This is a genomic window from Cupriavidus basilensis, assembly GCF_008801925.2.
In the GTDB taxonomy this organism is placed as follows: Bacteria; Pseudomonadota; Gammaproteobacteria; order Burkholderiales; family Burkholderiaceae; genus Cupriavidus; species Cupriavidus basilensis.
Genome location: NZ_CP062804.1, coordinates 1,518,020 through 1,542,727, shown reverse-complemented (window position 1 = coordinate 1,542,727; position 24,708 = coordinate 1,518,020). Strand labels below are relative to the sequence as shown.

The following is a 24,708-nucleotide window of genomic DNA, read 5'->3' as shown; positions in this document are numbered from 1 at the left end:
AGGCTGCAGGCTCAGTTGCCCCGAGCGTCCCGGGGCACAGCGGGCTGCGCGCCCTGCGCCGGCGCTTCGCTGCGCTCCCGGTCCTGCGCATCCCACAATCGCCCGCGCGTGCGCGGGTCTACCGGCAGGCGCTGCTGCATGGCCGCCTTGGCCAGCATATGGGCACTGATCGGCGCGGTAAGAAACAGGAAGGCAGTCACCAGCAACGCATTCAGGCTCAGGCCGTCGCCTTGGTTGCTGAAGAACACCACCGACGCCAACACCACGCCGCCAACGCCAAGCGTGGTCGACTTGGTCGGGCCGTGCAGGCGCATGAAGAAGTCAGGCAGCCGGACGAGGCCGATGGCGCCGGCCAGGGTAAAGATGCTGCCGATCAGCAGCAGCGCGCAGGTGGCGATTTCCGCGAAGGGGCTCATCGAGTCCATTGGGGCTCCCGGTGCCGGTTACTTGAGTTCGATGATGTCGCCGCGCTGCAGGTACTTGGTCAGCGCGACGGTGCCAATGAAGCCCATCACCGCGATCAGCAGCGCAATCTCGAAAAACAGCGCCGAGCGCAGCCAGATGCCGAACACCATGATCAGCGCGATGGCATTGATATTGAGCGTATCGAGCGCCACGATGCGGTCGGGCAGGCCCGGGCCGCGCACCAGGCGGATAAAGGTCAGCAAGCAGGCAACTCCGAGGATCGCCAGCGAAATCGGCATCACGACGGCAAGCATTCGAATATCTCCCTTAACGGTGTCTCGTAGCGCGTCTTGATCAGCGCGACCAGGCCGGCCTCATCGTCGAGATCCAGCACATGCACCAGCAGGCGGCGGCGGTCGTCGCTGAGTTCGGCGCACAAGGTGCCAGGGCTGAGCGACACGATGCTGATCAGCGCGGACAGCGCCAGCTCGTGTTCGACATCGATCGGCACCTGGATAAAGGCCGGGCGCAGCCGGGACACCGGCCCCAGCACCAGGATGGCGACTTCCACATTGGCCACCACGATGTCGATGAGCACATGCACGAACAAGCGCAGCATCAGGTCGGGACGAGACACCCGCACCGGCCGCAGCCAGAGCCGTGCTCCGATCCGCAGCGAAAATGCCCAGCCGAGGAAGGCACCCAGCGCCAGGTTGCCTGGCGATGCGCTATTGGCCAGCAGCAGCCAGATTGCCAGCAGCGCCAGGCTGAGCCAAGGATGCGGGAACAAGCGTTTCCACATGGTGTCAGCCTCCCCCGGGCGGCAGCACCGCGCGCAGGTACGCGCCACGGTCGAACAACTGGGCGGACGTGTCGGCAAGGTACTGGCTCAGCGGACGTGCGCACACGACCAGCGCCAAGCTGCAGGCCAGCAGGAACGCGCAGCAGCCCAGCTTCCAGCCGTCGGGCGCCATGCGCTGGCAGGCGCCATGGCGCTCCGGATCGTGATCCTGAGGCAAGCGCCACAACAGGCGCGTGCCCGTGCGGCTGACCGCGATCAGCAACGCCAGGCTGGACAGCAGGATGCAAGGCCACAACACGGCCGCCGCCGGCAGCGAGGCACTGCGCATGACCATGACCTTGCCGATGAAGCCGGATAGCGGGGGCAAGCCGATCGCCGCCACCGCCGCGACCAGGAACAGCAAGCCGGCCAGCCGCGAGCCACGGACCACCGCCACCGGCTCGCGCGCTGGGGCGGCAGGCGGCGCCGGCTCCAGCGCATCCGCCAGCAGGAACAGTGCCGCCGTGCACAGCGTGGTGCTGAGCAGGTAATACAGCGCGCCCGCCCAGCTCTGCGCTGTCTGCATCGACACGCTGGCCGCCAGCAGCCCTACCGATGCCAGCACAAGGTAGCAGGTCAGCGATTTGAGGTTCGGGGCGGCCAGCGCGCCCAGGGCGCCGAACGCCATGGTGGCAAGGGCCAGCCACCACACCCAGTCATGCAGGAACACGCCCAGCATGCCATACGGGGCATCGAAAACCAGCGCGGCGCAGCGCAGGATGGCATAGATGCCCACCTTGGTCATGATGGCGAACAGCGCCGCGGCCGAGCCCGTGGCGCTGGCATAGGCCTTGGGCAGCCAGAAAACCATGGGAAACAGCGCGGCCTTGAGCGCGAAGACCAGCATCAGCATGACGCCCGCCGCCGTGGCCAGCGGCACATCGGCCGGCGCCAGCCCGGCCAGCCGCACACCCATATGCGCCAGGTTAAGCGTGCCGCTCAGCCCGTACAGCACGCCGATCGCGATCAGGAAGAAAGCGGATCCGGCCAGGTTCAGCACGACGTAGTGCAGCCCGGCGCCGATGCGTGCCCGCCCGCCGCCATGCAGCAGCAAGGCATAGGAGGCGATCAGCAGGATCTCGAAGAAGACGAAGAGATTGAACAGGTCGCCGGCCAGGAAGGCGCCGTTCAACCCCATCAGCTGGAACTGGAACAACGCATGGAAATGCCGTCCGAGGCGCGCATCGCCCCGGCCCGCCGCCACCACGGCGGCCGCGCCCAGCACCGCGGTCAGCAACAGCATCAGGGCACCCAGCCGGTCGAGCTGGAGCACGATGCCAAACGGCGCCGGCCAGTTTCCGATGTGATCGACCATGATGGCGCCGGTAGCCGCCACGCTGACCATGCACGCCGCGACCGGCAGCAACAGCAGCGTGACCGCGGTGCTCAGCACGCGCTGGGCCCGTGCCCAGCGCGCCGGCGCGGCCACCAGCAGGCCGCCGGCAAACATCGGCAGCAGGATGGGCAGGAGGATCGACAGCTGGAGGCTGTGGGTCATTGGCCGCCCGCCCTGTCGGTGGCGGGGGTGCCGGCGGTGCCGGCCGCCGGCGGCTCGCCCTGCGCCGGGCCCGCCTCCCTGCCGTCCACATGATCGCTGCCCGTGATGCCGAGCGAGCGCAAAGCCAGCACCACCGCGAATGCCGTCATGGCAAAGCCGATGACGATGGCCGTCAGCACGAGGCCTTGCGGCAGCGGATCGGCATACTGCGCGCCCGTGGCAATGATCGGCGGGCGGCCGGTGGAGAGCCGCCCCATCCCCAGCAGGAACAGGCTCACGGCGTACGAGATCAGCGCCAGCCCCACCACCACGGAAAACGTGCGGGCACGCAGCAGCAGGTAGATGCCGCAGGCCATCAGGATGCCGACCGTGCCGGCGTAGACGGCTTCCATCAGTCCCCCTCCCTTGCATTGCCATTGCCATTGCCATTGCCGCCGGCATTGACGCGCTTGTCGCGCACACCGAGGTGGGACACGATCAGCAAGGTCGTGCCTACCACCGTGAAATAAACGCCAAGGTCAAACACCATGGCGGTTGCCAGTTCGATTTCTCCCAGCACCGGTATGCGGAAATGGCCGAAGGCCGTGGTCAGGAACGGAAAACCAAACGCCCAGCTGCCCAGGCCGGTCAGCCCCGCCACCAGGATGCCGCCACCGGCCAGCGCGCGATAGTTCAGCGCGATGCGCGCCTGCGTCCACAGCACGCCGCTGGCCACATACTGCAGCAGCAAGGCCACCGCCGTGATCAGCGCGGCGATAAAGCCGCCGCCCGGCAGGTTGTGCCCGCGCAGCAGCACGAAGACCGCGACCAGCATGGTCAGCGGCAACATCAGCCGGGCCAGGATGGCGAGCAGCAAGGGATGGCTCTGGCTTGACCATGGCAGCCCGTTGGGCCCCGCTGGCGGCGCTGTCAGGCGCATGCCCTTGAGCAGCGCCTGCACCGCCAGGCCGGCGACCAGCAGCACGCAGATCTCGCCCATCGTATCGAAGCCGCGGAAGTCCACCAGGATCACGTTGACCACATTATGGCCACCGCCACCTTCCACGCTGTTGGCCAGGAAGAACGACGAGATCGCGTCGTAAGGCCGGGTCATCACCGCGTAGGCCAGAATGGCCAGCAGCGTGCCGCCGCCCAGCGCCAGGCAGCCGTCGCGCACATGCCGGCCCACCGAGGACGAATCCGGCCGGTCAACAGGCAGGAAATACAAGGCCAGCACCAGCAGCAGGATCGTGACGACCTCGACCGAGACCTGCGTCAGCGCCAGGTCCGGCGCCGAGAAGCGCGTAAACAGCAGCGCCACCAGCAAGCCGCACGCGCTCAACAGCACAAGCGCGTTCAGCCGTTGCCGGTGGGCAATCACCACGCCGATCGCCGACAGCCCCAGCAAACCCATCCCCGCCACCGTCAGGAGGTCGAGCGGCATCGCTGGCACCGGGCCAGCCAGCGTGTCCAGGTCGGACAGGAAGACGGCGGGAATCAGCAGCATGGCGGCCAGCATCCACGCCAGGTAGCCTTGCAGCGAGCCGGTCTCGAATGCGCCGGTGATGCGCCCGGCCATCCGCGCCAGGCTGTCGATGCCAGCCTCGAACGCATCGCGCGCGTTCAGATGGGCAAAACGCGCTTGCGTCCGATGAAAAGCATTGCGCCGCAAGAAGAACAGCACGCTGCCGCCGCCCATCGAGAGCAGGCTCATCACCAGCGGCAGATTGACGCCATGCCACAAGCTGAGGCTGTATTGCGGCAGCGGCCCGCCCAGCGTGGCCAGGGCGGCCGTCGCCAGCAAGGGCCCCACCGTATACGCCGGGAACAGCCCGACCACAAGGCAGATGGCAACCAGCACCTCCACCGGAATCTTCATGGAGCGCGGCGGCTCATGTGGCGGATAGTTCGGCAGGTCGTCCGGCTCGCCGCCAAAGAACACGCCGTAGATAAAGCGCAGCGAGTACGCCACCGTCAACGCCCCGGCAACGGTCGCCGCCGCCGGGATGATCCAGTTGAAATCCCCCAGCAGGCCCTGTGCGAGCGTCTCGCCGAAGAACATCTCCTTGCTCAGGAAGCCGTTGAACAGGGGCACGCCCGCCATCGAGAGCGACGCCACGATGGCCAGCAACGCGGTGTGCGGCATATAGCGGCGCAGGCCCCGCAGCCGTTGCAGGTCGCGCGTGCCGGTCTCATGGTCGATGATGCCCGCCGCCATGAATAGCGATGCCTTGAACACCGCATGGTTGATGATGTGGAACAGCGCGGCCACCGTGCTCAGCTGCGTGTCCAGGCCGAACAGCAGCGTGATCAGGCCAAGATGGCTGATGGTGGAATACGCCAGCAGGCCTTTGAGGTCCCGTTGCAGCAAGGCCATGCCCGCGCCAAGCACCAGCGTGGCAAGGCCGGTGAGGCTGACCATGTAGAACCACCAGTTGGTGCCGTCCAGCACCGGATACAGCCGCGCCAGCAGGAAGACGCCAGCCTTGACCATCGTGGCGGAATGCAGGTAGGCGGACACCGGCGTGGGCGCCGCCATCGCGTGCGGCAGCCAGAAACTGAAGGGAAACTGCGCGGACTTGGTAAACGCCGCCAGCAAGATCAGGCTCAGCATCACCGGATACAGCGGGTGGCGCTGCACGGTGCCGGCCTGGGCCAGCACCACGGAGAGCTCCATGCTGCCGCAGATATGCCCGAGCAACAGCACGCCGGCCAGCAACGCCAGCCCGCCTCCGCCGGTCACCGTCAGCGCCATGCGCGCGCCCTTGCGCGCATCGGAGCGATAGGACCAGAAGCCGATCAGCAGGAAGGACACGATGCTGGTCATCTCCCAGAACACCGCCAGCAGCAGCAGGTTGCTGGACAGCACCACGCCCAGCATCGCCGCCATGAACAGCAGCAGCAGGGAGAAGAAACGTACGGTGGATTCGCTGCGCGGCAGGTAGTGGCGCGCATAAAGGATGACCAGCAAGCCGATGCCCAGCACCAGCAGCGCAAACACGTAGGCCAGGCCGTCCAGCCGCAGGCTGAGGCTTAGCCCGATGTCCTCGAGCCAGGGCTGGCGCCAGGCAATGGTGCGGCCCTCGAACACCGCGCTGCGCACGCTGAGCAGCAAGCCAAGGCCAAGCAACGGCGTGCCCACCACGATGGGCGTGGCCAGAAAGCGTACACGGCGCCGCACCGGCAACAACAGCAACGCGGCCAGCAAGGGAAGCGCGATCAACCAGGCCATCACCATCGGCCGGCTCCGCAGACGCGCCGCATGCTGCCGGCGACGGGCGCATCAATGACGTTGAGGGGGGTGTCGAGGGCGTTCAATGTGTCGGCGTCCTGGGAAGCTCCGTGGCGTTCATTGGCATGCATGTCCACGCTGCCAGGTTTCCCCCCGGCTGCCTCGGCCTATTCTGCGCCACAACCACTCACCTCCGGCATGGCCTCTCCATCCCGGATAAAGAATTCAGATCTCTCTCAAAAGAATTGAACACGGGGCTGGGCTTCGCACCAAATGGCAGAAACGGCACGCTGGTCATCGATTTCTCACATGCGCTAGCCCAAAGCCGTAAACAGCAGCCCCGCGATGCCCAGCCCGACTGCCGCCAGCGCATCCCCTGCGATCAACCCGCCCCCCACCAGCGATGTCGTGCTCATGTCCTCGGGCAAGGCATCCGGCGCGTCCCCGGGCTTGCGCAAGCGGTTGAGCACGCTGGCCACGACGCCGCCCAGCGCAAACCACGCCGAGGTGGGCAGGTTGACGAATCCGCCAAAGGACGAGGCATAGGGCGACGGCAGCACCACCGCATCCAGCAGGAAATCGGCAACGCTGCCACTTCTTCCCGCCCGGGCAAAGCGCTGGTAGCGCGGCCACGACTTGACCAGGAGGCGCAGCACCGCCGTGGCCAGCCCAAGAGCGATGCCCAGCACAACCGCCGTGCGCTGGTGCGGCAAGTCGTTGGTCAGGCCGCGCAACGCGCCGACGATCTTGTAAGTCATGGCCGAAGCCCAGTGCTGGGGCTGCTCGCCGGCCGAGAGCACAGTCTGGTCGAGCGCCAGCACCGGATACGCCCGCATGAACAGCCTGGCGAACAACACGGCCAGCACCGCGCCGGCAACGATGCCCGCCACCTGGAAGCGAAACTGCACGGTGCGGCTGGTGCCGAGCCGCCAGCCGGTGGAGCGGTCTTGCTGCATGTCGCACGCCTCGCTGGTCGAGACCAGCAGCACCGTCGCCGCGATCAGCCCCACATTCGGGTCACGCAAACCCAGCGCGGCCATCAGGATCACGGACAGCACGAAGGCGGAAGAAATCGGGTTCTGGTCGACCATGCCCACCGAGATACCGTTGACCATGGCAAACACGAACACCAGCAGCACCGCCAGCACCATGTAGCCCGCGGGCTGATGCAGCAGGCCCACGCCCACCGCCACCACCGCGAGCCCCCAGAACAGCACCCACGCCACCATCCGCCACAGGCTGGCGCCACCTGCCGCCGCAGCGGGTTCGCGCCGTATCCGGGCGGGCAACTGCCGGCCATGCCGATACACCTTGCGCAGGATCAGCGAGATATCGAGCAGCGCGGCGCCCATGATCATGCCGAGCGCAATCAGGAAGGTGATCTTGCGAAAGGGGTCGCCCGGCGCCAGCCAGCCGATCGAGACAAAGAAGGGGATCAGCGCCTGGCCCGCCAGCCCGGCAACCAGCGCCGCCACGCCGATGCGGGCCCCGACGATCATGCCCGCGCCAAAGGTGGACGCGGACAAATCGATGGCGGCAAGCCGCTCCACGCGGGCCGCACCGATGCCGCTGACGATGCCCAGCACCGTGCCGCCAGCCAGCCGCGACACCGACTGCCTGAGCAGCACCGGATCCGTCAGGGCGCGCAGGATATTGGCCACCGCCAGCCCGGAGGGAAAGGTGAGTTGCAGCCGGTCGACCAGGATTGGCGTGTACAACATGCCCACACCCACACCGAACATGCCCACGCAAAGCATGTACAGCATCAACTGCCAGATCGGCGGCTCGGGCAGGCCCATCCAGGTCATCGCCTGGATCACCACGGCCATGCCGCTCATGCCGGCGACCGATGCGGCAATGGTCTGGATATAGTTCGCGCCATGGCGGCCGTCCGCGCCATACCCGTAGGTCACCGTGGAGCCGAGAATGCCCGCCAGCACCTGCCCGCCTACGAAGAAGCCGAGCGAGAAGTTCATGTACGCCGCGGCGATCCCGCCCAGCGGGCCGAGGACAAGGACCCCGATGGCGCCGAGCAGCGCATAGTATTTCCAGCCGCCCTGCTCCGGCAGCCATGCCCAGCGCCGGCCACTGGCGGCAGCGGCACCGAGCCTCCCTGCGTGTCCCGGCGAGCTAGCGTCTTGCGGTGGCCTGCCGACTGCCGTCATTGGCTTCCCCCATGCGGGCAAGCCGCATCGGTGGCGCTGGATCGAAGGAAAAGGAAAAAGGCGCGCGCGGCAAGGACAACGCCGCCGGCGCTGGGCAGATGCTACCGCAAGCGGCGCTCCGCGGGCACGTCAAGACGCAGGAACGGCAAGGCGGTGGCACAAAAAAACCGGACACAAGGCGTGTCCGGTAACCCATTTGCTGACTCAGATCGTGTCACTAACCCGAGACATCAAATGATAACGATTATCATTTGAATACTCAAGGATGAAACGCGCACCCGCGGCTGGAAGCCCTCAAGCCGCCACCACCATGCGCCGTGCCTGGCCCGCGCGATGGCGTCCGAACCGGAGCATGGTGGCGCCAGCGATCACCGCCGGTATCCCCACCATCAGGAACAGCGCCGGCATGGTCAGGCCCATCGACAACATCGTGCCGCCCCCGACCGAGCCAACCACCGAGCCCATCCGCCCGACGCCATTGGCCCAGCTCACGCCGGTGGCACGGCAATCGGTGGGATAGTAAGCCGCCGACAAGGCATTGGCGCCCACTTGCGAGCCGGAGATGCAAAAGCCAGCGGCGAATACCGCCACCCCGGCCAGCCATGGCGCCGTGGTCAGGCTGCCGATGGCGGTGATGAACACACCTGCCAGCGCGTAGCTTGCGGCCAGCACATAGTGCGGGTTGGCCCGGTCCATCAGCCAGCCCAGCACGATGGCGCCAAGGGTGCCGCCCACCTGGAACATCATGGTGACAAGGGCCGCCGTCTTGAGCGAGATCCCGGTTGCCCGCAGCAACGTGGGCAGCCAGCTGGACAGCAGGTAGATGACCAGCAGGCTCATGAAGAAGGTCAGCCACAGCAGCAAGGTCCCGCGCACCAGTTCGGGCTTGAACAGGTGCGCACCCGGCGAGCCGGGCGCGCGCTTGTCCGCCACGACGATGCTGCCCGGTGCGACACGCTCGCGCGGTGCGATCCGCTCCAGGATGGCCGCCACCTTTTCCGGGTGCTTGCCACTCAGCACCAGGTAACGGACCGACTCAGGCAGCCTCCAGACCAGGAGCGGCAGCAGCAGCAACGGCAGCACCCCCCCCAGCACCAGCACGGCGCGCCAGCCGTGCTCTTCGATCAGGTTCGCCGAGGCCAGGCCGCCAAGCGCCGAGCCAATCGTGAAGCCGCAAAACATGGTCGTGACCAGGAAGGAGCGGCGCTTGGCCGGGCAATACTCGGAGGTCAGCGTGATGGTATTGGGCATGGCGCCGCCCAGCCCCAGACCGGTCAGGAAACGCAGCGCCACCAGCCCCCACAGCGAGCCGGAGAAAGCGGAGGCCAGGCTCGCGATGCCAAAGAACAGCACGCAGAAGAGCAGCACGTTCTTGCGGCCAAAGCGGTCGGCCAGGGGGCCGAACAGGAACGCGCCGGCCATCAGGCCGGTGAGCCCGGCGCCAAACAACGGCGCCAGGTGCGCCGGCGTGAGCTGCCATTCGGCGCGGATCGCGGGTGCGATAAAGCCGATCGCGGCGGTATCGAACCCGTCGATGGCGACGATCAAGAAGCAAAGCGCGACGATCGTGACCTGGAAGGCCGATAGCGGCTGGCGATCGATGAATTCGGTGATGCCGATGGATGGTTGCGTGGGCACAGCGGTCTCCTGCATTGTGTTTCGAAGCGGCCGACTTGCGATCGGCTCGCCATTTTTTGGCGGCTCTTTGGCCGCTCTTTGCTTCTTTTCTTCTTTTGGACACGTTGGGTCGCTTTGGGCCACCTCCGGCCACCTCGGGCCGGCGCGCCCCCTACCGTGCCCCGCCCAGGCAGTCTTCCGCGCGCCAGCCGTGCAGCCATTGCAGCGCGTCGTAGAACTGCTCCTGCGTGCGTCCGACCCACAGCGAATTGCGCACCAGCCGCTCCACGCCCTTGGCGTGATACAGCCGGCCCATCTCGCGGGCGGAGTACAGCACGCGCGCGGTGCGCGGGATGCGCGCCTTCTCGTACAGCGCAAAGGCCGCCACGAAATCGCCGTCGGTCTCGGCCACGGCCGCGCCCAGTGTCACGGCGTCTTCCAGCGCCTGGCAGGCGCCCTGCGCGAGGTACTGCGTCATGGGGTGGGCGGCATCGCCCAGGATGGTGGCGCGGCCAAAGCTCCATTGCTCCACCGGGTCGCGGTCCGCGGTGGCCCAGCGCCGCCAGGAGGTGGGCCGGTCCAGCATCTGGTGCGGGCGGGCATGGATGCCCTCGAAATACGACAGCACTTCTTCCTTGCTGCCATCGCGCACGCCCCAGACTTCTTTCTCGCGGCTATGGAAGGTCACCACCAGGTTGTACTGCTCGCCGCCGCGCAGCGGGTAGTGCACCAGGTGGCAGTTGGGGCCGGCCCACACTACCGGCGCATTGATCTGCAGGTCGGCCGGCATATCGGCCACATCCACCACGGCACGGTACACCACGTGGCCGGTCACGCGCGGTTCGTCGCCAAGCAAGGCCTGGCGCACGGCGGATTTCACGCCGTCGCAGCCGATCACGGCGTCGCCCTGGTGGTGTTCGCGGTGCTGGTCGATCACGGTCACGCCGCGCTCGTCCTGCTCCAGCGCGCACACCGTGGTGGCGGTTCGGAACTGAATCAGCGGGTGATCCCGTACGGCTTCCAGGATGGACAGGTGGATGTCGGCGCGATGGATCACCGCGTAGGGGTTGCCGAAGCGCTGGCGATAGCGCTCGCCGACATCCACCTTGGCGACTTCGGTGGCATCGATCGCATCCATCATCACCAGATAGTCGGTGAAAACGGAGCGCTTGCGCGCGGCTTCGCCCACACCCAGGGCATCCAGCGCGGCAAAAGCGTTGGCACCAAGCTGGATGCCGGCGCCGATTTCACCGATCTGGGCCGCCTGCTCCAGCAATTCAACGCGGATGCCCTGGCGGGCGAGCGCCAGGGCGGCGGCCAGGCCGCCGATGCCGCCGCCGACCACGATCACCTTGCGGTCCGTGCTGCGCGTGTTGTTCATGTTCGTCTCCTTGGGTGCGCACCCGGTGGCCATCCGGCCCCGGGGTGCCCTGTCGCGTTGGTTAGCGCATTGGTTAGCGCGCCGTGTAGTCCGGCTGCCGCTGAGGTGCTGCCTGCTGGAAGGCGGGGTGCTCGCAGGCGTGGCGGTAGACCGCCATGGCGCGCTCGAAGTGTTCGGTACGGCAGCCCATGCGCTGCGCATTGGCGATCTGCGGCACCAGGCAGCAGTCGGCCAGCGTGGGCTGGTCGCCGAAACACCACGGGCCGTGCCCGTGCTGCGCCAGCAGCCGCTCCACCGCGCCCAGCCCTTCATCCACCCAATGCTGGTACCAGGCATCCTTTTGCGCTGGCGTCACGCCCAGCGTGTCCTGCAGGTAGCGCAGGATGCGCAGGTTGTTGACCGGATGGATATCGCAGGCAATCACATTGGCCAGCTCCAGCACCCGCGCGCGCAGCTCCGCCGCTTGCGGGATCAGCCGCGGCTCGGGATGGCGGGCGTCGAGGTAGTCGATGATCGCCATCGACTGGCCCAGGTGGAAGTCCCCGTCCACCAGTGCCGGCACCACCGCCGAGGGGTTGATGGCCACCACATAGTCCGCGGCGCAATGCTCGCCCACGCGGATATTGACCGGCTGGTAGTCGTACGGCAGGCCCTTGAGCGCCAGCGCGATGCGCACGCGGTACGACGTGGAGCTGTTGAAGAAACTATAGATCTGCACGGTGAAGCCCTTTTTCTCGAAATCTCGAAATGCCGGAGTCTCGACGCCGTCAGGCCACGCGTACCGACAACTCGCCGAGGCGCTCCACGCCGGCAACCATCAGGTCACCCGGCTTGACGGCCCCGACGCCTTCCGGCGTACCCGTGTAGATCAGGTCGCCCGGCTCCAGGCGGAAGTACTTCGACAGGTCCGCCACGGTCTCGGCCACCGACCAGATCAGGTGCGTGACGTCGCTGCGCTGCTTGTCGGCGCCGTTGACGGTCAGCCAGATCGCGGCCTGCTCGAAATGCCCCACATCGCTAGCCGGATGGATCGGGCCGATCGGCGCCGAGGCGTCGAAGGCCTTGCCGATTTCCCACGGGCGGCCCATCTCGCGCATCTTCATCTGCAGGTCGCGGCGGGTCATATCCAGGCCCACGGCATAGCCCCAGACGTGCTCCAGCGCCTGTTCCAGCGCAATATCCGAGCCGCCCTTGCCGATGGCGACAACCAGCTCGGATTCATAGTGGTAGTTGCTGGTCTGGGCCGGGTATGCCAGCGTCAGGGTCTCGCCGTAGGCGACCGGGATCACGGCGTCGGCCGGCTTGCAGAAGAAGAACGGCGGCTCGCGGTCCGGATCGAAGCCCATCTCGCGGGCATGCGCGGCGTAGTTGCGGCCCACGCAGTAGACGCGGCGCACGGGAAACTGGTCGCTGGTGCCAACGACCGGCACGGCCACGGCAGCGGGAGGGGTAATGACGAAAGACATGGAAGACCTCAGGCAAGAAAACGGGGGAAAAAACAAAGAATTGGGACTGCGCCGGATCAGGTGCGCTCCTCGCGCAGCAGGTTGAGCGCGGACAGCACCGGGCGGTCGGAATAGCTGAACAGCACCGTGTCCTCGACCGAAGCCAGCTGCACCGGCTGCCAGGACGGCGCCACGAAGGTGTCGCGCGGCTCGAACTGGAACTGCGCCTCGCCGATGCGCACGGTGCCGCGCCCTTCCACCACGGAATAGACGGTGGCGTCGGTGCTGCGATACGTTTTTCCCTGGAAACCGGCAGGGAGGTATTGCATGAAGGTAGCCATGGTCGGCATCGGCCAGCCGCCGGTAGCCGGGTTCACGTAGCGCAGCTTCACGCCATCCCAGGCATCGAGCTCGCCGTTGCGGTAAAGCTGGTCCAACGCCTCGCGGCTGCGGGCATAGGGATAGCTGAAGATTGGCGAGGTGGGATCGGTGACGCGGTGGCGCACCGGCAGCATGTTGTGGCCGAAGCGGGCAAAACTATCGCCTTCGGGCCGCAGCACCGGCTGCGAGGCTTCTGGGTAGTTTTCCGCAAAGCCGGCATCCAGGTGCTGCAGCAGCGGGATATCCAGCCCGTCGAGCCAGACCACCGGCTCGCCACCCTGCGCCACGGACGGGTTGCCGTGGTCATGCCAGGTCCACGACGGCGTGATGATGAAATCGCCCGGATGCATGGTGGTGCGCTCGCCGTTGACGGCGGTCCAGGCGCCGCGGCCTTCCACGATAAAGCGCAGCGCGGACTGGGTATGGCGATGGCTGGGGGCAATCTCGCCGGGCAGGATCAGCTGCAAGCCAGCGTACAGCGTGGAAGTGATGCTGGACTTGCCGGGCAGGCCGGGATTCTCCAGCACCAGCACGCGGCGCACGGCTTCTTCCGCGCTGATGACCTCGCCCGCCTGCATCACCAGCGGGCGGATCTCGGCGTATTTCCAGATCGCCGGCTGCGCTTGCGGGCGGGGCTCGCGCGGAACCAGCGCGTGCAGCGATTCCCACAGCGGCGCCATCTGGTTGCGGCCGATGCGGCTGTAATAGGCTGAACGGTCTGAAGCTGAACGGTCGGTGCTCTTCTTTGCGTCTGGCATGGCCTTGTCTCCGATTCATCGCCCGGTGGGGAGCGTGGGCAGCCGCTTTGGGCTGCGGGGTGCGATGGAAGATTTATACGCCCGGAGATATACCCTGTAAAATGAAGTATTCCTCTTATCCATATGGATATGGATATACCTCAAAGGGAATACCCTGATGGATTGGACCCAGCGGCTCCGGCTGCGCAACCTGCAGATGCTGCTTAGCCTGGCGCAGACCGGAAACATGAGCCAGACAGCCGCCGCGCTCAGCACCACGCAGCCCGCCTTGTCGAAGTGGCTCAAGGAACTCGAAGACGACATCGGGCTGCCGCTGTTCGAGCGGCACGCGCGCGGCCTGCGCCCCACGCCCTATGGCGAATCGATGATTGCCCATGCCAGGCGCATCGAAGCGCACCTGGATACCGCCCGCGACGACATGCAGGCCATGCGCGAAGGCGGCAGTGGCCTGGTGGTGATCGGCGCCTCCGGCGCGTCGGCTGCCGATACCGTGCCGCTAGCCGTCACCTCGCTCTTGCAGCGCCTGCCGAAAGCCCATGTCCGGCTGGTGGAAAGCACCATGAACCTGCTGATGGCGCAGCTGGCCCGGGGCGAGGTCGATATCGTGGTGGGCCGCTCCGCGCCGGAGCTGCAGGACGGGCAGATGCGCGCCGAGGCGCTCTACATGGAGCCAATCCATTTCGTCACGCGCCCGCGGCATCCGCTGTTTGAGCTGGCCGAACCGGGCTGGAGCGACCTGCAGGCATACCGGTGGATCGTGTGGCCACGCGGCACGCCCATCCGCAACACGCTGGAGTCGGCACTGAACGCGGCTGGCCAGGGCATGCCGGCCGATTGCGTGGAGTCGAATTCGGTCATCCTCAACCTGACCTTGCTCAACCACAGCAACATGATCGGCGTGGCCTCGCACCGGACCGCGCGGCGCCTGGAGCATCTTGGCGCCCTGCGCATCCTGCCGCTGCGGCTGGCGGGCTTTGGCTCGGTATCCATGTACTGGCGCGACGACGGCTTTGGCCGTATCGCGGTCAGTGCCGCGCTGGATGCCCTGCGGCGCGCGGCGGTGCGCTCGGTCGATGAAATCCCCGACGACACCCACGGGTGACGCCAGCCCGCGCTGGCTTACCTGCAAGCCATCGGGCAGCGCCACGGTGACGTCGCGCAGGGACATCCAAACTGAGCGGGAATCCAGGGGGGTGGCGCCAGAACAGGTTTGAAGTGGGCTTACAGGATCATTCTGCGTTGACTCCAGTGGATGCGGGCGGTGTGGCCGGCGACGCCCATGCCGAGTGCCGTTCAGTTCGGGTGGCACGCAGCGGGCGAGGTAAACGCTTCTACTTTAACCGCACTTTTTGCGGTGGCCGGCAACGCGCTCGTTCCCGGTGTTCCGGCGCCAAGGCGCATGCGCTTTGGCATTGCGGTGTGTTCGCCCGGCTCACGCTCTACCGTCGCTCACCATTTCGTGCATTGCAACGCAGCATGACCTTGCTTGTCATGACAAGCATTACGCCCCACCCTAAAGGGGAACAAGCAGGAGTCCATCATGACCGCCACGCACTTAGTCTGGCACTACACCACCGGCAGCCAATTACCCACCATCGCCCAATCCCATGGCCTGATCCCCACCGCGCCTCCATTCGCCTCGTCCGCCGCCAAAGTGCTTTGGTTTTCGCGTCAACAGCGCTGGGAACCCTCGGCTGCCAACATGGAATGGAAACGCCACGAAGTGTTTCGCACGCATTCGCAGGCACAGGCGCAGGGGCGCACGCTCAACGGCCTTTACCGGTTCGGCTTGTCCCGTTCGGACAACCGGCTCCTGCCGTGGCCGACCATCACGCGAATCGCCGGAATCGATGTACCGGAGGCCCTGGCCATGGTTGCCAGCGGCATCCGCGCCGGGGCCAACCCAACCGACTGGCTCGGCACGATGTCCGCGATTGCGCTCTCGGAACTGCGCTTCCAGGCCTGGGACGGCACGGAATGGAAGGATGCGAGCCTGCATGAATATGAGCTCGCGGCACGGCATGGGGTGCCGGCGGGAAACTGGCTGCGCCACCCGCTCGCACTGCCTTCTTGACACGGCTTGATGCCGGGCAGCAGGCCGAGGTTGCCGTGCCTATCGGGAGGAACCTGTCATCCGGCCGCCCGCCGGCTCGACAAATGCCGCCCGGCATCCGGCGCGAGCCGGACATACCCGATCAACGACACCAGCGTCAGCGCGCCCGCGAAGAGAAACGCCCAGCGAAAATCACCGAGCGTAAAGTGCGGCACGTCGCTGGCCTCGCCGCGCAGCGACGCGGCAATCCTCAGCGACAGCGAGCCAAACGCAATGCCAAGGCCGATCGACATCTGCTGGGCAGCATTCCATAGCGTATTGGCGCTGCTCATCTGGTTTTGCGGGATATCGGCGTAGGCCAGCGTGGCGAGCGTGGAGAACTGCATCGAGCGCGTCACGCCGTAGATGAACACCACGAACAGCACGATGGCGAGCGGCGTCTCGGGCGTAAGCAACCCGCACGCGACGATGAACACGCTGGCGAAAGCCACGTCGACGATCGCGGTGGCGCGAAAGCCGTAGTGCTGCAGCACGCGCGTGGTCAATGCCTTCATGCCGAGGTTGCCGAGCGCGCTGGCGAGCAGCAACAGCCCGGAGCGGAACGCGGACAGCCCGAAGCCAACCTGGAACAGCAGCGGCATCAGGTACGGCACCGCGCCGATGCCGATACGGGTGACGGACCCGGTGATCACGGTGACCGAGAACGTCGGCACGCGCAGCGTCGTGAAATCGAGCAGCGGATGCTCGCGCCCCGCTGCATGGCGCACGGCGAGCACGCCCAGGACGAGGCCGGCGGCCACGAACGCGCCCGCCGTAGCCAGGCTGGAGCCTTGCTGGCTGGCCAGCTCCGTGCCATACAGCACGAAGGTGAGCGTGGCGCCGCTGAGCAGGAAGCCAACGACATCCAGCGGCTTGGGCTCGCTCGCGCGTTCGTTGCGAATCATCATGAAGGTGGCGATCAGCGCGGCGATGCCGAATGGCACGTTGAGCAGGAAGATCCAGCGCCAGGAGGCGTAGGTGGTGATGAACCCGCCGATGGGCGGCCCCACCACAGGCGCCACGATGGCCGGCCAGGTGATGGTGGAAATGGCCTTGATCAACTGGCGCTTGTCCGTGTTGCGCACCACGATCAGCCGCCCGACCGGCACCATCATCGCGCCGCCAATGCCCTGCAGCACGCGCGCCGCGGTGAACGCGAACAACCCGTTCGATGCGCCGCAGAGCACTGAGGCCACCGTGAAAACAACGATCGCCCCGCCGAACACCGTCCTTGACCCGAAGCGATCAGCGATCCATCCGCTGATCGGGATAAACACCGCCAGCGCCAGCATATAGGCTGTCATGCCCAGGCTCAGGTCATTCGGCCCGACCCCGAACGACTGCGCCATCTGTGGCAGCGCAGTGGCGAGCACCGTGGTATCGAGGTACTCCATGAAGAAGGTGGCCGCGACGAGATAGGGCAGGAATCTCATCGACGATGACTGGGTTTGCGTTGGGTCCATGGAGCGGCGGGTGCGGGGGTGCGTGTCTGCGCGGCGAAGCGGGCGGACCGCTCTTTGCCACCGGGAAAGCCATTTCAAGCCAGGATGGCAATCATACCGGGCATCGGCAAAGGACGTTTGCCCCCGCCCGGCCCACGCTTTGCTCAGTCCATCATGCCGCGCCTGCGCGCGCCGGGTCCTCCGCCTGGCGCTGCGGCACGCGCACCGGGTCGACATGGGTCATCACATTCAGCACGTCCTGAATCTGCATGGCGGCAAGGCGCGCCTCCACCGCAATACGGTGCCCCGCCTCGACCGTCATGGCGCCATCGATCTCCAGATGCACATCGACCAGGATGGCGTCGCCCATCTTGCGGGTCTTCAGGTCATGCAGGCCCAGCACGCCTGGCGTGGCCAGCATGGCCTGACGAATCGCCTCGATGCTCTGCGCATCCACGGCGCGGTCCATCAGGTCATGCAGGGCATCCCAGGAGAACTTCCAGCCCATCCGGGTCACCATCAGGCCGACCACCAGGGCGGCCACTGGGTCGAGCATGTGGTAGCCAAGCAGGTTGCCGCCGATGCCCACGGCGACCACCAGCGACGATGCCGCATCCGAGCGCGCATGCCATGCGTTGGCAACCAGCATGCTGGAGCGCACGCGCTCGGCCACGGCGAGCATGTAGCGGAACAACGATTCCTTTGCCGCCAGCGCGCCCAATGCCACCCACAGCGCGACACCCTTGACCGGCTGGATCAACTCGGGATGCTCCAGCTTTTGCACGGCCGACCAAAGCATGCCGACGCCGACCGCGAGCAGCAGCAGGCCGATCGCCAGCGAGGCGGCGGTCTCGAAACGCTGGTGGCCGTATTGGTGGTCGGCATCCGCGCCCTTGCGGCTATGGTGGCTGGCAAACAGCACCACAAAGTCCGAGACCAGGTCGGAGAGCGAGTGAATGGCATCCGCGATCAACGCCTGCGAGCCGGCCACCACGCCCGCCACCAGCTGCATGCAGGTCAGCAGGATATTCACGGCCACGCTCACCCAGGTGCTGCGCCGCGCCGCCTGGGCGCTGGCGGGCGTTTCTACCTCGGCCTCGTCGATGGCCTCATCAGTTCGCATCGATGGATGATTCATGTTGTCCAGTGAATGTCCGGTTCATGTCCGGCTAGCGTCCAGTGAATGCCTTGCCGGTTAAAGCGCGGCCGCGCCCCAGCCATTCTAGCCACTCGAACAGCGCCATGCCGGCCAGCATGGCCAGCACAAAGACTGCGCCTCGCCGTGCGCCCGCGCATCGGCAACCGCGTAAAGGATCCGCTTGCCATCTGGCAAAGCAGCAGCAGCCTGTCTTCATTGGCGAGGGCGCGCAACATGGCGGCGGCGCGCATCGTGTCCAGGCTAAGGGAGGGAGAAGCCGCTTGCACGGGTTCGGCAAAGTCCAGGCGAGACCCCGGCCTGCCAATCACCTGCCAATCAATATGCGGCCAAATATTATATTCAAAGATAGATTGACGCCAGTCGCGACCGGCCTTCAATGGGACATCAACACCGGAATGTCGGCTTGGCGCATCAGGGTGCGGGTGGTGCCGCCAGTGACTAGCTCACGCAGCCGGGCGTGCCCATAGCCACCCGCCACCAGCAGATCGGCCTTCAAATGCCGCACGGCCTCCAGCAGCAGCTGGCCGACCCGGTGGCTGCCTTGCACGGCGTGCATGACGCTGGTGATGCCCTGGCGTGCCAGGTGATCGCGCAGGCCGGCGTGCGCACCGGGCACATCGGGCATGCCGTGGGTCGCCGAGCCGTCATGCGTGCTGGACGCTGACACCACGGTGACGCGCTTGGCCAGGCGCAGCAGGGGCATCGCATCGGCCACGGCGCGGGCGGCTTCGCGCCCACCATCCCAGGCAATGGCGACATGCTCGCAGGGCAGATGCCGCACGCCCGGCGGCACCAGCAGCACCGGGCGGCCGGTGTTGAGCAACACATATTCCGGGGTCTGTGCCACCAGCACGGGAATGGACTCCGGCCCGGGCAAGCGGGCCAGGACAACCACGTCCGCCACCCGCCCTTGCTGGACCAGCGCCCAGCCCACATCGTCCTCGATGACGCGGTGGGTGAAGCCCACGCCGGGCGCCGCTTCGCTCATGGCCCGATGAAATGCGGCGCTGGCTTCGGCGCCTTGCGCAAGCAACTGGCGCCGGGCCAGTTCCGCGTAGTATCCCGCCTCGTCGCCCGCGCCCCGGAACGGCTCCAGCCGCATGCCGGTGGCCGTCACCCCGATCACATGGCCGGCCGAGCGCTGCGCCAGCTCCGCCGCCAGGTTGACGCGATCCGCACAGCCGGGGTCGGCGCCGAGTTCGACCAGCACGGTCTTGAAATCCATGATGTTTTCCCTCCGATCCAAAGACCCCTGCACAGGGTTGGAGACGTTTTTCCGACTATCCGAAAATGGACTCTACTCCGTGCGCGAGGCAGCGCAAGCGGGCAATGCGGGCAACTTGCGGCAGATCAACGCCGAGACCTTGCCGGGCGCGGCCGGCACGCGGGGCTACGCAAGCGGCGGCGGCTCAATCTGGCTGGCCATTGGCGCCAGCGCGCGGATCAGCATGATGCTCATATCGGTGAACGCCAGCGTGCAACTGGCCAGCGTGCCACGCCAGTCCGCATCGGCCAGCGTCAGATTCTCCCAGACCTCGACCGGCTGCTCGGGCGGCACGCCCTGCGCCACCAGCCAGGCGGCGATATCGCTGGGCATGAAATCCCACGGGCGCGGAATCACGATGGCGTTGCGCTGGTCCGCCAGCACGTGCACCAGATGACGCTTGAACGGCTCCAGGTCTCCGCGCCGGTGAAAAGTCAGGAAGGTGGTCTCGTCAAAGCAAACCTTGCCGCGCGCGGCCAGCACCTGGGCCGAAGAGATCCCGGGCACGGTATCCACCGGATGGCCGCATGCCCGCTCGACCCGCTCCAGGTACTGGAAACCGCTGAAATGCATGTCGCCCATGAACAGCACCACGCAGCGTCGGCCGCCATGGTGCTCGGCGGCAACCCAGGCAAGCCGCTCCACCTGGTCCTGGTATCCCATGGTGACCACCTGGGCCGCCGGCGGCACCAGCGGGCGGATGACGTCGATGACCGTGTCGAAGCCGGCCACGATGTCGGCGCCACGGATCAGTTCCGCCACGCCGTGGGTCAGGAAGTCGAGGTGCCCGGGGCCAACGCCGGCGCAGATGATCATGAAGAATCCCGGTTCGATCGATGCAAAAGAGGACGGCGCGCGCACCGCCCCGTCAAGACAGGGCGCAATTATGCCAAGCCATCGGAGCGCGAGGCCTGCGCCGAGGAACACCTGGCGCAAAAAAAGTACTTCAGGATCCGGCACCGGATGCCGATACCTGCTTCAGAGCCGAGTCAATGTCCCGCGAGCCCCACCGGGCAAGGCAGGCATCCTCGGTCGTTAGCGACGTTTACCTCACTCATGCCAGATAGAGACAAAGCGCTCAGCATAGCCGACCCCCACCAGTTGTTCCGCAATTCGCTCGAGCAAGCCACCGACGCCGTCTTCATCCTGAACACGGACAATAAGGTGATCTTCCTGAACGCTGCTGCGGAGGCACTCTATGGCGCATCCCGTACGCAAGTCTTCGGCATGAACGTAGAGGCGCTCGTGCGAAAGCTGCCGGATGCCGACGCGCAGCGTGCCCAGCCCTTGCCCGCCGTCCAGATCCTGAGGCCGGATGGCGAACTTCGCTTTGGCCATGTCGCGGAATCCAGCACCCGCCTGGGCGACGTGACACTGCGCACGCTGCTGGTAAAGGTGGCCAACCACCCGGATGCCAGCCGCGACGATCACCCGTTGCTATCCGTCATTGCCGACGAGATCGACAGTGCCGTGCTGGTGGTCGATGCTGACTGGCACATCGTGTACGCCAACGCCGGGCTCACGCGCATGCTGGGCTACAAGCCCTGCGAGCTGAGGGGCAAGACCCCGCGCGAGATACTGGCCGGCGAGTTCACCGATCCCGGCGTGATGCAACGCTTGCATGCCCAGCGCTCATCCCCGGGCGGCGAGCGCCACGAGGCCCTGGTGTATGCGCGCGACGGCAACGCACTCTGGGTCAGCGCCACCGTGCGCCATCTGGTCAGCGCGACCGGCGACCGGCATCACGCCATCGTCATCCTCTCCGACATCACCCAGCAGCGGACCTACGAGATGCTGCAGCGAAAGGTGCTGCAAGCCATGGTGATGGAGCAGCCGCTGCCCGCCGTGATGGAGTTGATCTGCGAAGAAGTACAACGCGTGGCACCCGCCGTGATCGCGTCCGTACTGCGGTTGGACGCCGATGGGCGCCTGCACCCGCTGGCCGCGCCTGGCCTGCCGCCGGGCTATTCGGCGGCGCTGAACAGCCTGATCATCGGGCCATCCGTGGGCTCCTGCGGCACGGCCGCCTGGCTCGGCGAGCCGGTGATCGTCAGCGATATCGCCAACGATCCGCTTTGGGCGGATTTTCGCGATCTTGCCCTACCCCTCGGCCTGGCGGCATGCTGGTCCTATCCGATCAAGGCAAGCGATGGCCGCGTGCTTGCCACGCTGGCCTTCTACTGCCGCACCGTCCGCCAGCCCGACGCCTTCCACCAGCAACTGGCCGAGGTATGCGCCTCGCTGTGCAAGCTCGCGTTCGAGCGCGAAGAAGCCGCCGAGCGGATCCTGCAGCTCGACCACTATGATTCACTGACCGGCTTGCCCAACCGCAGCCTGCTGCAGATGCAGGCCGGCACCCTGCTGCTCGCGGCACGCTCGGCCGGCACCACGCTCAGCGTGCTCTTCGTCGACCTGGACCGCTTCAAGCATATCAACGACTCGCTCGGCCATGTCGGCGGCGACAAGCTGCTGCGCGAGGTTGCGCAACGCCTTAGCGCGCACGCCGGGGAGACCGCGCTGGTGGCGCGGCTGTCAGGCGACGAATTTGCGCTGGTGCTGCCCGACAGCGACCGCACCCAGACCATTGCAGCGGGCAAGCGCATCCTGGCCGCGCTGCGCCAGCCGCTGCGCATCGACCACGCCAGCATTGCGCCCTCGGCCAGCATCGGCATCAGCATGTTCCCGGCCGACGGCGATGCGCTGGACTACCTGCTGCATTGCGCCGAGATGGCCATGTACGATGCCAAGGCTGCGGGGCGCAACCTGTTCCGCTTCTTCAGCATCGAGATGAACTGGGCCGCCCAGGAACGCCTGGCGCTGGAGTCCGCGCTGCGCGACGCCCTGCTGGCCGAGGAGCTTCATCTCAACTTCCAGCCCCAGGTGTTCCTGCGCGATGGGCGCCTCTACGGCCTGGAGGTGCTGGTGCGCTGGCACCACCCGCACTTTGGGATGGTGTCGCCCGACCGCTTCGTGCCGCTGGCCGAAGACAGCGGCCTGATCGGCACGCTGGATCGCTGGGTGCTTGAGCAATCGTGCGCGCAGCTAGCCGCCTGGCGCCGGGAAGGGCTTTCCGTACCCACGATCTCCGTCAATATTTCGCCCGCCAGCTTCCGCGACCCGGGGCTGCCGGCGCAAGTGGCCGAGACCCTGGCCCGCCATGGGCTGCCCGCCCAGGCGCTGGTGCTGGAAATGACCGAAGGGCTGCTGATGGAAGACGACGCGGGCCTCGCCGCCACCGTTGCCGCCATCCACGCGCAGGGCGTGCGCTTGTCCATGGACGACTTCGGCACCGGATATTCCAGCCTGGGCTACCTCAGGCAGTTGCCCGTGCACCAGCTCAAGCTGGACAAGAGCTTTGTGATCGACCTCGAAAGCGATGCCGCCGCCCGCGAGCTGGCCAGCGCCGTCATCCGCATTGGCGACAGCCTGAAGCTCGCGGTGATCGCCGAAGGCGTGGAAAACGAAGCCCAGCGGCGCTTCCTGCTATCGCAGGGATGCCATATGGGGCAAGGCTACCTGTTCTCGCGCCCGCTGGATGCCCTGGCGGTGGCGAAATGGATCGCCACGCCGCGGGCGGTTGAGCGGCAGCCGGCGGAACATGGGGAGCGGCATTCGCGGCGTTGAAGGAAGAGGCGGTGGCGACTTAGGCCGGCACCGCCCGCTGGCTACTTGGCGGTGCGCTTTTCGAGCAACGGCTGGCTCACGCCCTGCACGCCCACCAGCCCGAGCACGGTGGTTAGCCCGACCTGGGCGCCTTCCCAGGCGTTGGTCGGGTCGTACCACTCATCGCGGGCGTGGAAGCCGCCGGTCTTGCCGCCGCTGCCGATGATGATGGCGGGAATGCCGAGCGACATCGGCACGTTGGCGTCGGTGCTGCCGCCGCGCAGGCTGGGCGTGCCCTTGCCGTAGCCCTTGATGGCGCGCACCGCCGCCTGCACGATCGTGGCGTCAGGCGGCGTGCTGCCCGCCGGACGGTCGCCGATCTGCTTGACCTGGTAAGTGATCTGGCTGGCGGCGTCGGCGGGATGCCAGCGGCGGTTTTCCTCGGCAACCCCGGCCTCGATGGCCGCCATGATCTGCTTCTCGGTTTCCAGCAGCGACGGCGTAGCGTTGGAGCGGATATCCACCGCCATGCGCGCATCGCCCGCAATCGCGTTGACCGACGTGCCGCCGCCCACCGTGCCCACCGTGAACGTGGTCTTGGGATCCTCGGGCGGGCGCACGTCGCTCACCTTGGCAATGGCCCGTCCCATCGCGTGGATGGCGCTGGGCAGGCCGAAGGCGCCGAAGCTGTGGCCCCCCGGGCCACGGAACGTCACCTCGTAACGATGGCTGCCGGTGCCGAGCGACAGCACCCGGTCGCCCACGCCCGGCTCCAGCCCGACCATGCCATCGATATCCGGGTGGTCGCGAAACACGGCCTTCATGCCGCGCAGGTTGCCCAGTTCTTCCTCGCCCACGTTGCCAACGAACACCAGGTCGCCCACGGTGCGCACCTGGTTGTCGTTGAGCACCTTGAGCCATGACAACAGGACCGCCAGCCCGCGCGTGTCATCCGAGATGCCTGGCGCATAGAGACGGCCATCGCGCGGCTTGACCGTGACATCCGTGCCTTCGGGAAAGACCGTGTCCAGATGCGCCGAGATCAGCAGCTTGGGGCCGTTCCCGCTGCCCTTGCGGATGCCGATGGCATTGCCCTCGGCATCGATATGCGCATCGGCAAGGCCAAGTGCCTTGAGCCGGGAGAGGAAATGCTCGGCCCGTGCCTTCTCCTTGAACGGCGGCGCAGGGATCTCGGTCAGCGCCTTGAGATCGCCCAGCGAGCGCGCGTCATCCGCCTTCACGTCGGCCAGCACCTTCTTGACCAGCGGCGCCGCTTCGAGGGTGGCGTAGGTGCGCTCCACCACAGGCGAGACCGCTGGCACGGGGATGGTCTGCGCAACGGCGTGGGTGCCTGCCAGGGCAAGCGCCGCGAGCATCAGGGAGAGCGGACGGAACGGGACGGCAACGGATTGGGGGCGTGCTTGCATGGTGGGGCGATGGCTCCGG

At 66.7% G+C, this 24,708-nt stretch carries 20 protein-coding genes; 3 read left to right on the top strand and 17 right to left on the bottom strand.

Going from position 1 to position 24,708, the window contains the following annotated elements:
* Positions 1–11 precede the first annotated feature (11 nt).
* From F7R26_RS27720 to gtdA, 12 genes are all read right to left on the bottom strand, one after another.
* Positions 12–416, bottom strand: a complete 405-nt coding sequence (locus F7R26_RS27720) for a Na+/H+ antiporter subunit G (protein WP_150984698.1) — start codon at positions 414–416, stop codon at positions 12–14.
* A 27-nt stretch (positions 417–443) separates the two neighbouring features.
* Positions 444–719, bottom strand: coding sequence for a K+/H+ antiporter subunit F (locus F7R26_RS27715; RefSeq protein WP_150984624.1), 276 nt, complete (start codon positions 717–719; stop codon positions 444–446).
* A complete protein-coding gene (locus tag F7R26_RS27710) occupies positions 704–1,207 on the bottom strand; it encodes a Na+/H+ antiporter subunit E (RefSeq protein ID WP_150984625.1) in 504 nt (167 codons plus the stop codon). Before F7R26_RS27710 ends, F7R26_RS27715 begins: the two co-directional genes overlap by 16 nt.
* A gap of 4 nt (positions 1,208–1,211) precedes the next feature.
* Positions 1,212–2,744 (bottom strand): monovalent cation/H+ antiporter subunit D, encoded by a 1,533-nt coding sequence (locus tag F7R26_RS27705; RefSeq protein WP_150984626.1) that lies wholly within the window; start codon positions 2,742–2,744, stop codon positions 1,212–1,214.
* On the bottom strand, positions 2,741–3,136 hold the full coding sequence (locus F7R26_RS27700) for a Na+/H+ antiporter subunit C (protein ID WP_170301770.1): 396 nt from the start codon (positions 3,134–3,136) through the stop codon (positions 2,741–2,743). Before F7R26_RS27700 ends, F7R26_RS27705 begins: the two co-directional genes overlap by 4 nt.
* Complete coding sequence (locus F7R26_RS27695) at positions 3,136–5,961, bottom strand: monovalent cation/H+ antiporter subunit A (RefSeq protein ID WP_150984627.1); 2,826 nt, start codon at positions 5,959–5,961, stop codon at positions 3,136–3,138. The genes F7R26_RS27700 and F7R26_RS27695 overlap by 1 nt, the downstream gene beginning before the upstream one ends.
* A gap of 308 nt (positions 5,962–6,269) precedes the next feature.
* Positions 6,270–8,120, bottom strand: a complete 1,851-nt coding sequence (locus tag F7R26_RS27690) for an OPT/YSL family transporter (protein ID WP_241754756.1) — start codon at positions 8,118–8,120, stop codon at positions 6,270–6,272.
* 294 nt (positions 8,121–8,414) lie between these two features.
* Entirely contained in the window at positions 8,415–9,758 is a 1,344-nt protein-coding gene (locus tag F7R26_RS27685) for an MFS transporter (RefSeq protein WP_416351367.1), read from the bottom strand.
* A 151-nt stretch (positions 9,759–9,909) separates the two neighbouring features.
* On the bottom strand, positions 9,910–11,118 hold the full coding sequence (locus F7R26_RS27680; protein ID WP_150984629.1) for a 3-hydroxybenzoate 6-monooxygenase: 1,209 nt from the start codon (positions 11,116–11,118) through the stop codon (positions 9,910–9,912).
* Positions 11,119–11,191: 73 nt separating this feature from the next.
* On the bottom strand, positions 11,192–11,836 hold the full coding sequence (gene maiA / locus F7R26_RS27675; protein ID WP_150984630.1) for a maleylacetoacetate isomerase: 645 nt from the start codon (positions 11,834–11,836) through the stop codon (positions 11,192–11,194).
* Between the two features lie 49 nt (positions 11,837–11,885).
* Positions 11,886–12,584 carry a fumarylacetoacetate hydrolase family protein gene (locus tag F7R26_RS27670; protein WP_150984631.1) on the bottom strand — a complete coding sequence of 233 codons (699 nt, stop codon included), beginning with the start codon at positions 12,582–12,584 and terminating at the stop codon, positions 11,886–11,888.
* Positions 12,585–12,640: 56 nt separating this feature from the next.
* Entirely contained in the window at positions 12,641–13,702 is a 1,062-nt protein-coding gene (gene gtdA / locus F7R26_RS27665) for a gentisate 1,2-dioxygenase (RefSeq protein WP_150984632.1), read from the bottom strand.
* A gap of 157 nt (positions 13,703–13,859) precedes the next feature.
* Between gtdA and F7R26_RS27660 the strand changes: the two genes are divergently transcribed.
* Positions 13,860–14,804 (top strand): LysR substrate-binding domain-containing protein, encoded by a 945-nt coding sequence (locus F7R26_RS27660; protein WP_150984633.1) that lies wholly within the window; start codon positions 13,860–13,862, stop codon positions 14,802–14,804.
* A 438-nt stretch (positions 14,805–15,242) separates the two neighbouring features.
* Positions 15,243–15,776 carry a hypothetical protein gene (locus tag F7R26_RS27655; protein ID WP_150984634.1) on the top strand — a complete coding sequence of 178 codons (534 nt, stop codon included), beginning with the start codon at positions 15,243–15,245 and terminating at the stop codon, positions 15,774–15,776.
* A gap of 56 nt (positions 15,777–15,832) precedes the next feature.
* On the opposite strand, the gene F7R26_RS27650 is transcribed toward F7R26_RS27655, so the two are convergent.
* The 4 genes from F7R26_RS27650 to F7R26_RS27635 all read right to left on the bottom strand — a co-directional run bounded on the left by F7R26_RS27650 (position 15,833) and on the right by F7R26_RS27635 (position 20,475).
* On the bottom strand, positions 15,833–17,257 hold the full coding sequence (locus F7R26_RS27650; protein ID WP_150984635.1) for a DHA2 family efflux MFS transporter permease subunit: 1,425 nt from the start codon (positions 17,255–17,257) through the stop codon (positions 15,833–15,835).
* A 151-nt stretch (positions 17,258–17,408) separates the two neighbouring features.
* Complete coding sequence (locus F7R26_RS27645) at positions 17,409–18,359, bottom strand: cation diffusion facilitator family transporter (protein WP_150984636.1); 951 nt, start codon at positions 18,357–18,359, stop codon at positions 17,409–17,411.
* Between the two features lie 409 nt (positions 18,360–18,768).
* The gene (locus F7R26_RS27640; protein ID WP_150984637.1) at positions 18,769–19,620 is read right to left on the bottom strand and encodes a universal stress protein; all 852 of its coding nucleotides are present in this window, start codon (positions 19,618–19,620) and stop codon (positions 18,769–18,771) included.
* A gap of 165 nt (positions 19,621–19,785) precedes the next feature.
* Positions 19,786–20,475 carry a cobalt-precorrin-7 (C(5))-methyltransferase gene (locus tag F7R26_RS27635; RefSeq protein WP_150984638.1) on the bottom strand — a complete coding sequence of 230 codons (690 nt, stop codon included), beginning with the start codon at positions 20,473–20,475 and terminating at the stop codon, positions 19,786–19,788.
* Positions 20,476–20,715: 240 nt separating this feature from the next.
* Between F7R26_RS27635 and F7R26_RS27630 the strand changes: the two genes are divergently transcribed.
* A complete protein-coding gene (locus F7R26_RS27630; protein WP_170301771.1) occupies positions 20,716–23,283 on the top strand; it encodes a sensor domain-containing protein in 2,568 nt (855 codons plus the stop codon).
* 41 nt (positions 23,284–23,324) lie between these two features.
* On the opposite strand, the gene F7R26_RS27625 is transcribed toward F7R26_RS27630, so the two are convergent.
* Entirely contained in the window at positions 23,325–24,689 is a 1,365-nt protein-coding gene (locus tag F7R26_RS27625; protein ID WP_170301772.1) for a M20/M25/M40 family metallo-hydrolase, read from the bottom strand.
* Positions 24,690–24,708 lie beyond the last annotated feature (19 nt).